At 66.5% G+C, this 12504-nt stretch carries 9 protein-coding genes; 2 read left to right on the top strand and 7 right to left on the bottom strand.

All coding sequences use genetic code 11. The annotated features are described in order from the left end of the window. Positions 1 to 947, bottom strand: a 947-nt coding sequence (gene ald / locus ELY12_RS11375) for an alanine dehydrogenase (protein WP_126176255.1), incomplete at its 3' end; no start/stop codon positions are given. A 162-nt stretch (positions 948 to 1109) separates the two neighbouring features. On the opposite strand from ald, the gene ELY12_RS11370 reads away from it, so the two are divergent. After that, on the top strand, positions 1110 to 2498 hold the full coding sequence (locus ELY12_RS11370; RefSeq protein ID WP_241229832.1) for an OprO/OprP family phosphate-selective porin: 1389 nt from the start codon (positions 1110 to 1112) through the stop codon (positions 2496 to 2498). A 60-nt stretch (positions 2499 to 2558) separates the two neighbouring features. On the opposite strand, the gene ELY12_RS11365 is transcribed toward ELY12_RS11370, so the two are convergent. The 3 genes from ELY12_RS11365 to ELY12_RS11355 form a co-directional block, all read right to left on the bottom strand. Further along, positions 2559 to 5186: a TonB-dependent receptor plug domain-containing protein gene (locus ELY12_RS11365; protein WP_164549490.1), complete on the bottom strand. Its 2628-nt coding sequence runs from the start codon at positions 5184 to 5186 to the stop codon at positions 2559 to 2561. A gap of 136 nt (positions 5187 to 5322) precedes the next feature. Next, positions 5323 to 7674 carry an FtsK/SpoIIIE family DNA translocase gene (locus ELY12_RS11360; RefSeq protein ID WP_126176823.1) on the bottom strand — a complete coding sequence of 784 codons (2352 nt, stop codon included), beginning with the start codon at positions 7672 to 7674 and terminating at the stop codon, positions 5323 to 5325. Between the two features lie 71 nt (positions 7675 to 7745). Continuing rightward, on the bottom strand, positions 7746 to 8429 hold the full coding sequence (locus tag ELY12_RS11355; protein WP_338142062.1) for a thiamine phosphate synthase: 684 nt from the start codon (positions 8427 to 8429) through the stop codon (positions 7746 to 7748). Between ELY12_RS11355 and ELY12_RS11350 the strand changes: the two genes are divergently transcribed. Beyond that, on the top strand, positions 8319 to 8978 hold the full coding sequence (locus tag ELY12_RS11350; RefSeq protein ID WP_126176822.1) for a YggS family pyridoxal phosphate-dependent enzyme: 660 nt from the start codon (positions 8319 to 8321) through the stop codon (positions 8976 to 8978). The two genes, ELY12_RS11355 and ELY12_RS11350, sit on opposite strands and share 111 nt — an antisense overlap. Here the strand turns inward: ELY12_RS11350 and ELY12_RS11345 are convergent. From ELY12_RS11345 to ELY12_RS11335, 3 genes are all read right to left on the bottom strand, one after another. Further along, entirely contained in the window at positions 8932 to 9183 is a 252-nt protein-coding gene (locus ELY12_RS11345; RefSeq protein ID WP_126176821.1) for a hypothetical protein, read from the bottom strand. The genes ELY12_RS11350 and ELY12_RS11345 overlap by 47 nt on opposite strands. 65 nt (positions 9184 to 9248) lie before the next feature. After that, positions 9249 to 9461, bottom strand: a complete 213-nt coding sequence (locus ELY12_RS11340) for a cold-shock protein (protein WP_126176820.1) — start codon at positions 9459 to 9461, stop codon at positions 9249 to 9251. Between the two features lie 212 nt (positions 9462 to 9673). After that, positions 9674 to 12430 carry a [protein-PII] uridylyltransferase gene (locus tag ELY12_RS11335; protein WP_126176819.1) on the bottom strand — a complete coding sequence of 919 codons (2757 nt, stop codon included), beginning with the start codon at positions 12428 to 12430 and terminating at the stop codon, positions 9674 to 9676. Positions 12431 to 12504 lie beyond the last annotated feature (74 nt).

The raw sequence follows: 12504 nt of genomic DNA, 5'->3' as shown, positions 1-12504 counted from the left end.
ACGTTGTTGAGCGCGTAAGTGCTGGTGCGCGCAACCGCGCCCGGCATGTTGGCGACGCAGTAGTGGACGATGCCATCGACGACGTAGGTGGGGTCGGCGTGGGTCGTCGCGTGGCTGGTTTCGAAGCAGCCGCCCTGGTCGATCGCGACATCGACCAGCACCGCGCCGGGCTTCATGCACTTGAGCATCTCGCGGCTGACGAGCTTGGGTGCGGCGGCGCCGGGGATCAGCACCGCGCCGATCACGAGGTCCACCTCGCAGATCGTCTGCTCGATGCTCGCCTGGCTCGAGAATAGCGTCTTGGCGCGGCTTTCGAAATGCGTGCCGAGCCGCTCGAGCACTTCGGGATCGCGGTCGAGGATCGTCACGTCGGCGCCGAGACCGACCGCCATCTGCGCAGCGTTGAAGCCGACCACGCCGCCGCCGATCACCATCACCTTGCCGGGCAGCACGCCCGGGACGCCGCCCAAGAGCACGCCGCGGCCGCCGTGCGCCTTTTCCAGTGCGGTGGCGCCGGCCTGGATGCTCATCCGTCCCGCGACCTGGCTCATCGGCTTCAGAAGCGGGAGCGTGTTGCCCGGGCCGGTGACTGTCTCATAGGCGATCCCGGTGACGCCGGACTTGACGAGGTCGGCGGTCTGTTCGGGATCGGGCGCGAGGTGGAGGTAGGTGTAGAGCACCTGGCCTTCGCGCAGCTTGGCGCGCTCGACCGCCTGCGGCTCTTTGACCTTCACGACCATTTCGCATTCGGCGAAGATCGGGTCCGGGCCGTCCTGGATGGCCGCGCCTGCCTGGCGGTACTGCCCGTCGTCCGCGCCGATGCCGAGGCCGGCGCCGGTCTCGACCCACACTTCGTGCCCGTGCGCAGACAGCTCGCGCACGCTCTCGGGCGTCAGGCCCACGCGGTATTCGTGGTTCTTGATTTCCTTGGGGCAGCCGATGCGCATCTGACGGGTCTCCTTCGGAACGCGCCGTTACAGTTGCAACCAGTTAGCGGCAAGCGCGATGCGGATCGCACGGTGGACGTATCGTGTCACAACGCTGTCACACGGCCGCCATATTGGCGTAACCAACACCCGATGGCGGCTAATGGACAGGGGCATCCTCAAGTGAACAATCGACTGATAGCGTCGGCCGCGGCGATCGCGCTCTCGGCGGGCTGGACCGCTCCCGCCGCGGCGCAGGACGCCTCGGCCATGGCGCAGGAGCTCGCCGCGATGCGCGCCCAGATGGCGGCGATGGCCAGCCGGATCGATACGCTCGAGGCGCAGCTCGCGGCGACCAAGGCGGAGACGCAGGCGACAACCGCAGCCACGAGCGCGGCGACGGCAGCGCCCGCGAGCGCCACCGCCGCCAACACTGAGACACAGATCGCCTGGAAAGGCGCACCCGAACTGACCACCGCGAACGGCTGGACCTTCAAGCCGCGCGGGCGGCTGCAGTTCGATGCCGGTACCGTCAGCAGCCCAACTGGCATTTCGGACGCAAGCACCGGCTTTGGCAGCGAGGTCCGGCGCGCCTATCTCGGCTTCGAGGGCAAGATCCCCGGCGGCTTCGGCTACCGCGCCGAAATCGATGTCGCCGCGAGCGCGGTGGAGATCACCGACCTCTACCTGACCTACCAGGCATCGAAGGAACTCCAGTTCACCGTCGGCCAGCACAAGCCGTTCTGGGGGCTGGAGGAACTGACCAGCGACCTGTTCCCGAGCTTCGTCGAACGCGCCGCCGTCAACACCGCCTTCGGCTACGAACGCCGGGTCGGCGTGAGCGCCACCTACGCGAAGGGCGATGTCCTGCTGCAGGGCGGTGCATTCACCGACAACGCCGCCGACCTCAACAACGACGAGAACAACTCCTATTCGTTCGATGGCCGCGCGGTGTTCGCGCCCAAGATCGGCACCGGCCAGCTGCATCTGGGCGGATCGGTCCACTATCACGACCTCAACGACAGTGCTTCGTCTGTTCGGTACCGTGTTCGGCCGCTGATCCACACTCCCGATATACGCTTCATTGACACCGGAAACGTCAGGGCGGTGAGCGAACTGGGCCACGGCCTCGAAGCCGCGTACATCCAGGGACCATTCCACGTCGCGAGCGAGGCGCACTGGCAACGCGTCGACCGCCCGGGCGCGCTGACCGATCCCACCTTCTTCGGCGGTTATGTCGAGGCGGGCCTGTTCCTCACCAAAGGCGACACGCGCGGCTACAAGGGCGGCGTGTTCGATCGGGTGAAGCCCAAGCGCCCGGTCGACAAGGGCGGCTTTGGCGCGGTGCAGGTCAACGTCCGCTACGACTATCTCGACCTGATCGATGCTGGCGTGATCGGCGGTAAGCAGGACGGCTACGAGCTCGGTGTGGTGTGGACCCCGACCGACTACACCCGGTTCATGTTGAGCTATGGCCACCTGCTCTACAGCGACGCATTTCTGCCGGCCGCCAGTGGCGACCGCAACTACTCGGTCGACGCCCTCGGGGCGCGGGCACAGATCGATTTCTGACACGAAAAACCCCGCCGGTTCGCACCGGCGGGGTCTTCTGGACAGCTTGGAACTGAGAACTCAGAAGTCCCAGCTCACCCGGCCGTAGAGGAACCGCCCGCTGAAACCGAACGGCGACTGCGAGGAATACGGCAGGAAGGCATTGTTGCCGCCGTAGTTGACCCCGTTCACGACCCCGAACGGCAGGCGATCGGGATATTCGTCGAGCAGGTTGTTCGCGCCCACCGCGAGTTCCAGGCTCTCGATCGGCTTGAACCGCACTTCGGCATCGACCACCCACTTGGGCGACAGGAAGATGTCGCCCGGCGCATCGCCCGCCTTGACGTTGATGTCGTCGCGGATGGCCGGATTGCTCAGCGTCACCGCCTGACCATTCGCGGCCACCGTGGTGACGCTGTCGGGCAGCAGAACCTTGCCATACCGGTTGGCGTTCACCGTCGCCCCGAACGGCCCCGCGTCCCAGTTCACCCCGACGTTGATCTTGTTGCTGGGCTGACCTTCGACCAGACGGAAGCTTTCCTGCCGCGCGAACAGCCGCTGGGTGCTGAACGCCGAGAACGCCCGGCGATCGGTGATCTTGGTGTTGTTGCGGTTGTAGCCCGCGTTGAAGCGGAAGTTGCCCGCGCCGAAATCGGGCATGCGGTAGCTGGCGACGATATCGAGCCCTTGGGTGCGGGTGTCGATTCCGTTGATGAAAAAGCGCGCCGACGAGCCCGCGACGTTGGCCGCCTTGAGCAGCGCGACCACGTCGGCGCCCTGCAGGTTCTCGGTCAGCACGATCCGGTCGTTGATCTTGATGTTGTAATAGTCGGCGGTGATGCTGAGGCCGGGCACCATCGTGAATACCACGCCCGCGCCCATGTTGACCGACTTTTCGGGCTCGAGCGGCTGCGCGCCCAGCGCCACCGCGATCGGCGAGCCGACCGGGAAGGTGCCGATCTCGATCAGCTGACCGCCAACGTTATTGGTCGAGGTGGTCGAGAAGAACTGCTGCGCCATGCCCGGCGCGCGGAAACCGGTCGAGACCGAACCACGCACGCCCAGTCCGTCGACCACGTCCGCCTTGGCGGCGACCTTGCCGTTGATCGTGCTGCCGAAGTCGGAGAAGTGCTCGAAGCGCCCCGCGACCTGGACGTTGACCGCATCGGTCAGGTCGTTGTCGAGCTCGAGGTATGCGGCATAGCTGTTGCGCGACTTGTCGATCGCGGTGGTCGGCGAGAAGCCCGGGAACACCTGCGATCCGGGCGCCGCGCCGTTGGTGAAGAAAAACGGACCGACCGCGTAGCTCTCGGACTGGCCGGGGACGATCTTGTAGTTCTCGTTGCGGTACTCGAGACCAGCGGCCACCGACGTGTCGCCGATGCCGAGGTTGATCTCGCGCTGGGCGTCGAAATTGACCAGGGTCTGACCCGAACGCATGCCGCCAGCACGGAACCTGCGTGGGCTGATGTTGCCGCCCAGCGATGCGTTCCAGCTATCCTCGACCGAGTAGTTGAGACGGTTCGAGCCGTAATTCAGCGAAAGGTCGAGGTTCCAGCCCGCGGTCTCGCCGCGCACGCCGATAACGCCCGCAATGTCGGTGATCTCGCTGACGATGAGCGGGAGGAAGCCATCGGGATAGAATGGCGCACCGCCGTGGGCGAAATCGGCGTTGCGCGCATCGTTCGGCCGGCGGAAGAAGCCCGCGCCGTTGCCGTCACGCACCCCGTAGCTGCCGAATTCGTAGAGTTCGAAACCGCCACCAATCTCGGCACCGGCGTTGATGACGAAGTTGTAGTCCTGCGACTTGCCGTCGCCATAGCGGTGGTTGATGCGATTGATCGTGGTCTCGCGAACGTCACCCGTGGTGGCGTACTGGCGCCGGGGATCGGGCCCCGACCGGTTGGTCGGTGAGCGATCGCGGTACTCTGCGGTGACGTTGAAGTACCCGGTGTCGCCCACCGGCACGCCGATGTTGCTGGCGATCGTCCAGGTCTCGCCGTCGCGGCGCTTGGACTCCTGATCCTCGTAGGTGATCACCGGGTCTACGCCCGCCGCCGTGGTCTTCGCCACGCTGGCGACATCGAACACGTCTTCGAGCGTGGTGATGTACTTGCCATACGTCGCCTGCGCGCGCCCGCCGGGGCGGCGCTTCAATTGGATGTTGATCACGCCCGCGATCGCGTCGGAGCCGTACTGCGAGGCGGCACCGTCGCGCAGTACTTCGATACGGTCGATCGCGATCGCCGGGATGGTGTTCATGTCGACGCCAGCCGACCCGCGGCCGACCGAGCCGTTGAGGTTGAGCAGCGATGAGATGTGGCGGCGCTTGCCGTTGACCAGCACCAGCACCTGGTCGGGCGCGAGGCCGCGCAGCGTCGCGGGTCGCAGCGAGTCCGTGCCGTCGGTCAGCGATGGCTGCGGGAAGTTGAACGAAGGGACCAGATTGTTGAGCAACCGGTTGGTCTCGGTCGAGCCCTGGTTGAGCAGGGCATCGTTCGAGATCACGTCGATCGGCACAGCGCTGTCGGCCACGGTGCGGTCGGTCCGGCGGGTGCCGGTGACGATGATCTGCTCTTGCGGGATTTCCTCGCCTTGCTCCGACGCGGTGGTTTCGCCCGGGACGTCCTGGGCGAGAGCCGGCTGGGCGGCGATGGTGGTGAGAACCGCGGCGGCGGAGCCGAGGAGCGCGAAACGCGTGAACTTCATGGGTAGACCCTCCTGTCTGACCTCATGAAATACCAACGATGCGGCTTGCCCCCGCAAGATAAATTCTTTCGGTGCCGAATTTGTGCGGCAGTGTTGCGCCTTTGTTACAATCGAAAGATAGCGCTGGCGCCGTCGGTCACAGCGGATTGCCGTCCTTGTCGCGGTAGATGTCTCGCCGCCCGACATGGTTGGCCGGCCCGACGAACCCGTCTTCCTCCATCCGCTCGATCCACTTGGCGGCGGTGTTGTAGCCCACGCCCATCTGGCGCTGGAGCCACGAACCCGACGCCTTCTGGTGCTCGAACACGATCTGGCAGGCTTGCCGATACTTGCGTTCCTCGGGATTGTCGGACGCGGTCAGCTCGTCGTCGAAGCCGAAGTGGAAGTTGTCCTCCGGCTCCTCCGTAACGGCGTCGACATACTCGGGCTTGCCCTGGCTACGCCAGTGCTCGGCGACCTGTTCGACTTCTTCGTCGCTGACGAACGGCCCGTGCACGCGCACCAATGCGCCCGAGCTGGGTTTGTAGAGCATGTCACCCTTGCCCAGCAGCTGCTCGGCGCCCTGCTCTCCGAGGATCGTGCGGCTATCGATGCGGCTGGTGACGTTGAAGCTGATACGGGTCGGCAGGTTCGCCTTGATGACACCGGTGATGACGTCGACCGAGGGGCGCTGGGTGGCCATGATCAGGTGGATGCCGGCGGCGCGGCTCTTCTGGCTGAGGCGCTGGATCAGCACCTCGATCTCTTTGCCGACGGTGACCATCAGGTCCGCCAGTTCGTCGACGATGAGCACGATCTGCGGCAAGGCCGCGTATTCGAGCTGCTCTTCCTCGAACAGTTCCTCGCCGGTGTCGGGATTGAACCCGGTCTGCACCCGGCGGCCGAGCGGCTTGCCCTTGGCCTGCGCGGTGCGCACACGCTCGTTGAAGCCCGCGATGTTGCGCGCGCCGATGCTGCTCATCCAGCGGTAGCGGCGCTCCATCTCCTCAACCGCCCACTTCAGTGCGCGGACCGCCTTGGCCGGCTCGGTCACCACCGGCGAGAGGAGGTGCGGAATATCGTCGTAGCTCTTGAGCTCGAGCACCTTGGGATCGATCAGGATCAGGCGGCAGTCGTCGGGCGTGAACTTGTAGAGCAGCGACAGCAGGATGCAGTTGAGACCCACCGACTTGCCCGAGCCGGTGGTGCCCGCGACCAGCAAGTGCGGCATCGCGGCGAGGTCGGCAACGATCGGTTCGCCCGCGATATCCTTGCCGAGGATGATCGGCAGCGTGCCCTTGGCGTTTACGAAGGCCTCGCAACCGGCGAGTTCCTTGTAGGCGATGGTCTGCCGGTCGGTGTTGGGCAGCTCGATGCCCATGACCGTCTTGCCGGGGATCGACGACACGCGCGCGCTGATCGCACTCATGTTGCGGGCGATGTCTTCGGCAAGGCCGATCACGCGGCTCGCTTTGATGCCGGGCGCTGGCTCGAGCTCGTACATCGTCACCACCGGGCCGGTGCGGACCGCGGTGATCTCGCCCTTGACGTTGAAGTCGTCGAGCACCGTCTCGAGCAGGCGCGCATTACGCTCCAGGGCCAGCTTGTCGAGCTTTGGTGCGCTGTGCGCGGGCGGGTTGGTCAGCAGGTCGAGGCTCGGGAGCTGGTAGCTGGCGAACAGGTCCTTCTGCGCGGCCTTGGTCGCTGGTTTTGCGGGGCGCGGCGCGAGCGTGGGCTCGGCAATCTCGGGCGCGCGGCGTTCGGCGAACTGCGGCGCGTCTTCAGACGCGGCGTCGCGCTTCTTGGCGCGCGGCTTTGGGAGGAACGGGAGGTCAATGTCTGCCAAGCGTTCGGGCAGCGCGGGCGCACGCTTGAGAAAGCGCGGCAGCGTCAACAGCTGCACCCAGTCGAGCGCGAAGACCTTGGTCACGCCGGCGACCCCGCCCGCCAGCGCAACCAGCGCCAGCGCGAGGATCACCCAGCCGGAGAGCCCTTCGCCGAGGCGATTGGCCACCCCCTCGACCGCGGCAGCGCCCAGCAGGCCCGTAATCCCCCCGAGCGAAGCCGGGAGCGAGCCCCCCGGACCGTCGAAGGTGAGCGATAGGACCGTGCCGATCAGCGCCATCGACAGCAGCAGCAGCCCGGTCGGGCGCCACCAGCGAGCGCGCAGGTCGTCGTCTTCCTCTTCGACATCATGCCACAGCTTGCGCGAAAAGACGTAGAGCAGCGGCAACAGCAGCACGCCGGTGGCGCCGAACAGGAAATAGACCTTCTCGGCGAACCAAGCGCCGCTCGCGCCCATCCAGTTACGGACGTCGTCGCCGGCGGCGGCGGTCGAGCCGCTCGGATCGGTCTGGGTGTAGCTGGCGAGGGCGAGGCCGAGAAACAGCATCGCGCCGAACAGCCCGGCGGCGCCGGTCATCTGCGCGGCCCGGCGCAAGCTGCGGCGGAAGGCCGCGCGCCAGTCGGCGGCCGGTGCCCTGCCCGCACCCATCGCGCGTGTTGCCATTGCTGCTACCCCTGAAAACGTCCGCGCCTGTTATCGCAGGTGCGCGAGTCCGGCGTCAAGCGAGCTTGGCGTCAGTGGTCCTGCTTGAGTGCCAAACCGTCGATCGCGGCCCAGCGGCCCCAGCCAAGCTCCTTCGCCCGCTCGAACGTCATGCCGCCTAGCGCGATCACCGGCATCTCGGCCAGCGCGGCGAGGGCGTGGAACTTTTCCGGCCCGAGCGGCGGGATATTGGGATGCGTACGGGTGGCGAAAACCGGCGAGAGCATCGCCGCATCCGCGCCGGACGCATTGGCGTGCGCGATCTCGTTGGCATCGTGCACCGTTACCACCCGCAGCAGCTCGGGCGCTTCGCCCACCGCTTCTGGCGGGCCGTAGCTGCCGACCGCCCCCCAAGCGCGCGCCTGGTCATCGCTACCCGACAGGATCGCGAGATGGCCGCCCTCATCGACCAGCGGCATCAATTCGTCCCACCGCGCGCGGCGGCTCTTGGGATCGAGATGGTAGTGGCGGAAGATGAAGGCCGATGAGCGCGGCAGCGCCCGGAGCGCGCGCGCAAGCAATTCGTCGTTGCGGGCATCCGACAGGAGCCAAAGATCGGGGAGTGACTGGCGCAGTCCCATGCCATCGTTATAGCGCACTTCGTCATGAACGCAGCGTTGCGCCTGAGCGAAATCCACGACCGAATTGCCCACGCCTGCAAACTCGCCCACCGCGAGCCGGCGGAAGTAACGCTGGTGGCGGTCAGCAAAACCCATCCTGCCGAAGCGATCGCACCGCTGCTCGAGGCGGGTCAGCGCGTGTTCGGCGAGAACCGGGTGCAGGAGGCGCAGGCCAAGTGGCCGGGCTTGCGCGAACGGTGGCCCGACGCCGAACTGCATCTCGTCGGCCAGCTCCAGTCGAACAAGGCCGAGGACGCGGCGCGAGTGTTCGACTGCATCCATTCGCTCGACCGGCCGAATCTGGTCACGGCGCTGGCCAAGGCGTTCGACAAGACCGGCCGGCAGGTGCCGTGCTTCGTGCAAGTCGACGTCGGCGAGGAACCGCAGAAGGGCGGATGCCCGGTCTCGGAGCTTCCGGCGCTACTCGCCCTGGCGCGGGAGGCGGACATTCCAATCATCGGCCTGATGTGCGTGCCGCCGGCCGAGATCGAGGCGGCGCCGTTCTTCGCGTTCCTCGACAAGCTCGCGCGCGATCACGGTCTGGATGGCCGCAGCATGGGCATGAGCGGCGATTACGAAACCGCCATCATGCTAGGCGCTACTCATGTTCGGGTGGGAACTGCTCTGTTTGGAGCGCGCGGCTAGCGGCTTCCTCAGCCAAGCGGCGCTCAGCGCGGTCGAGTTCGGCTTTTTGACGGTCGCGTGACACCTTGCCCGCCTGGTCGGCGAGCGCGCGCCAGGTCTTCGCCGCGCGCAAGTTGCGGTCGCGCACGTTGTCGAGCGTCGCCGCATCCGCTTCCGCCACCGCCTCGCGGGCGCGGGCATCGTAGAATTCGAAGGTCTGGCTCATCGCGGCTCCTCGGCGGGGAACGAAGGGGAAGTCCCCTCCCGCAAGGCGCGGGAGGGGCTTTGAGATCAGTCGGCAGCCGACAGATTGACGGCGCTTTCCTTGCCGTTGCGGCCGGTCTCGACTTCGTAGTTGAGGCGCTGGTCCTTATCGAGCGCGTTCATGCCGGCGGCCTGGACTGCGCTGATGTGAACGAAGCTGTCGCCCGAGCCATCGTCGGGCTGGATGAAGCCGTAGCCCTTGTCGTTGTTGAAGAACTTGACGGTTCCGGTCTTGGTCATGCTAGTTTCCTTTCAAGAAACGCTGTGGTTGCCCGCGAGCGATAGTGCTCTCGAGCCGTGCGTCGGGTCGTCTGTTGAAAGGAAGTCGCCGTCTAATTTTCGTTGCCGCTTCATAAGCGGAAACGGTCGTCAAAAGCCGAAGTCCGTCGCAAAATTCGACGTCAGCGGGTTTCACCTAGCACACTTCGTCAGGATTACCTAATCGATCGGGCTCACGCGCTCTCCAGTTCGGCCTGCCGCTCGTCGCTGGCGGCCTCCAGCAGCGCCGCCTCGATTGCCTTGAGCCGCGCCGAACCGGTGATCTTTCCGCCGGTCAGATCGGTCACGTAGAACGTGTCCGCCGCGCGCTCCCCGTAGTTGGTGATGTGCGCGCTGAACACCAGCAGGCGGCTTTCGAACAGCGCGCGCGCGAGGCGATTCAGGAGCGCCGCGCGGTCGCGGGCGTTGACTTCGATCACGGTGAACCGGCCCGAGGCCTGGTTGTCGAAGCTCACCACCGGGCGCACGTCGAACGCGCCGGCCCGGCTGTGCGATAGCGGACGGCGCGCGAGCTGCGGCACCAGCGCGCTGCGGTTGGCGAGCGCGTCGGCGATGGCCTGTTCGATGCGGGCGATCTGCGCCGGCTCGCTGAAGGGCGCGCCGTGCGGGTCCTGCACCAGGAAGTTGTCGACCGCCCACCCCGAGCGGGTGGTGTGAATGCGCGCGTCGATGATGTTGGCGCCGGCGAGGTGAATGCCGCCGGCGATGCGGTAGAACAGCCCCGGGTGGTCGGCGGCGATCACCGTCACCAGCGTCGCTCCGCGCGCCGGATAGACCTCGCAGCGCACCGACAGGTTGCCGGTGTCCTCGTGCGCGAAGCCGTATTGCAGCAGGTTGAGCGCGGCGATGTCCTCGGGCTCGGCGATCCAGTAGCTGTCGTCGAACCGATCGGAGTAGAGCCGCAGCAGTCCGGCCTTGCTCCCCAGCAGCGATTCGACCTTGGCCTTCTTCGCCGCCACCCGTTCCTTGCGCCCGTGCCGCATGTGACCGAGCCGCAGGTGCTCCTCCGCCGCGTCGTAGAGCTCGCCGAGCAGCTGGCCCTTCCAGCTGTTCCAGGTGCCGGGACCGACCGCGCGGATATCGACCGCGGTCAGGATCATCAGGTGACGCAGGCGCTCGAGCCCCTGCACCTCGGCCACGAAATCGTCGATCGTCTTGGGATCGGTCAGGTCGCGCTTGAACGCGGTGCGGCTCATCAGCAGGTGCTGCCGCACCAGCCACGCGACCAGCGCGGTCTCGCCCGCGTCGAGCCCGAAGCGCGGGCATAGCTCCTCCGCCACTTCGCCGCCCAACACCGAGTGATCGCCGCCCCGCCCCTTGGCGATATCGTGCAGCAACACCGCGACGTAGGCGGCGCGGCGGCTGGCGACTTCGTGAATCAGCCGGGTCGAGCGCGGGTGGTCCTGCTGCAGCTCCCCCTTCTCGATCTTGTTGAGCAGCCCGATCGCGCGGATGGTGTGCTCGTCGACCGTGTAGTGGTGATACATGTCGAACTGCATCTGCGCGTTGACGCGCGCGAAGTCGGGCACGAAGCGCCCGAATACGCCGGCTTCGTTCATCCAGCGGAGGACGCCCTCGGGATCGTTACGGCCCGCCAGCAGGTCGACGAACAGGGCGTTGGCGCGCGGGTCGTCGCGCATCTCTCCCTTGATCAGGCCCGCATCGCGCGCGGCTTGGCGCATCGTTTCGGGATGCATTTCGAGCCCATGCTCTTCGGCGAGCTGAAACACCTCGATCAACCGCACCGGGTCCTTCTTGAACCAATCGTCCGACGGCGCGGCGATCTTGCCGCCGAACACACGATAGCCCTTCAGGGTCCGCGCCCGCGGAGTGAAGCTGGCGAGCAGGCCCCTGCGCGCGCGGCTCTTGGCGAACTGCTCGTCGATGTGCGCGAGGAACACGCCCGTCAGGCTGCCGACGCGCTTCGCCTGCAGGAAATAGAACTGCATGAACCGCTCGACCGCACTTTTGCCCGGACGGTCGGCGAAGTTCATCCGTGCGGCGACCGCGCGCTGGAGGTCGAAGGTCAGGCGGTCCTCGGCGCGCCCGGTGATCGTGTGGAGGTGGCAGCGCACCGCCAGCATGAACCCCTCGGCGCGGCGGAAGCTGCGGTATTCCTCGGGGGTGAACAACTTGGCGTCGACCAGTTCGGCGGCGACCCGTACCTTGTGGATATACTTGCCGATCCAGTACAGCGTCTGGAGGTCGCGCAGGCCGCCCTTGCCGTCCTTGACGTTGGGCTCGACCACATAGCGGCTGTCGCCCATCCGCTTGTGCCGCGCGTTGCGCTCTTCGAGCTTCTCGGCGACGAACTGCTTCTCGGTGCCCTTGACCACTTCATCGGCGAAGCGGCGGGTCGCCTCGTCGTAGAGCGCCTGGTCACCCCACACGTAACGGCCTTCGAGCAGCGCGGTGCGGATGGTAAGGTCTCCGCGCGCCATGCGGATCATCTCGTCGACCGAGCGGCTCGAATGTCCGACCTTCAACCCGAGGTCCCACAGATAATAGAGCATCGCCTCGATCACCTGCTCGCACCAGGCTGCGTTGCGAGTCGGGTGGATGAAGGCGATGTCGACGTCCGAATGCGGCGCCATTTCCGAGCGGCCGTAGCCGCCGACCGCGATCAGAGTCAGGCGTTCGGCGGCGGTGCGGTTCTGCGCCGGGTAGACATCGGCGATCACGTGGTCGTGGATCGTGCGAACGAGCTGGTCGATCAGGAACGCGTGGCCGGCGGTGATCTCGTGGCCCGCGCTCGGTTTCTCGGTCAGCCGCCGGTCGAGCTCGGCACGGCCCCTTTCGAGCGCGGCCTTGAGCGCAGCCACAATCGCGGGCCGCGCTTTGGCGCCGTCCGCCGCCAGCTCGGCGATCCTGCCGGCGATCGCGCGCCGGTCGATCACGGCGCGCTGGTTGGGGACGCGCGGCTCGCTCACCGGAGGCCCCCTTGTGTCACACCGATCCCACCCTTTCTTTGAAACTCAAATGGGCGGCAACTTACTGCCGACAA

The organism is Tsuneonella rigui, assembly GCF_003958625.1.
Taxonomy (GTDB): Bacteria; Pseudomonadota; Alphaproteobacteria; order Sphingomonadales; family Sphingomonadaceae; genus Tsuneonella; species Tsuneonella rigui.
This window is presented reverse-complemented; position numbering and strand designations above follow the sequence as displayed.

Excerpts from the sequence above, each read along its gene's own strand:
- ELY12_RS11365 (WP_164549490.1), bottom strand. The coding sequence starts at position 5,186 with ATGAAGTTCACGCGTTTCGCGCTCCTCGGCTCCGCCGCCGCGGTTCTC.
- ELY12_RS11350 (WP_126176822.1), top strand. The coding sequence starts at position 8,319 with ATGAACGCAGCGTTGCGCCTGAGCGAAATCCACGACCGAATTGCCCAC.
- ELY12_RS11345 (WP_126176821.1), bottom strand. The coding sequence starts at position 9,183 with ATGAGCCAGACCTTCGAATTCTACGATGCCCGCGCCCGCGAGGCGGTG.
- ELY12_RS11360 (WP_126176823.1), bottom strand. The coding sequence starts at position 7,674 with ATGGCAACACGCGCGATGGGTGCGGGCAGGGCACCGGCCGCCGACTGG.
- ELY12_RS11340 (WP_126176820.1), bottom strand. The coding sequence starts at position 9,461 with ATGACCAAGACCGGAACCGTCAAGTTCTTCAACAACGACAAGGGCTAC.
- ELY12_RS11355 (WP_338142062.1), bottom strand. The coding sequence starts at position 8,429 with ATGGGTTTTGCTGACCGCCACCAGCGTTACTTCCGCCGGCTCGCGGTG.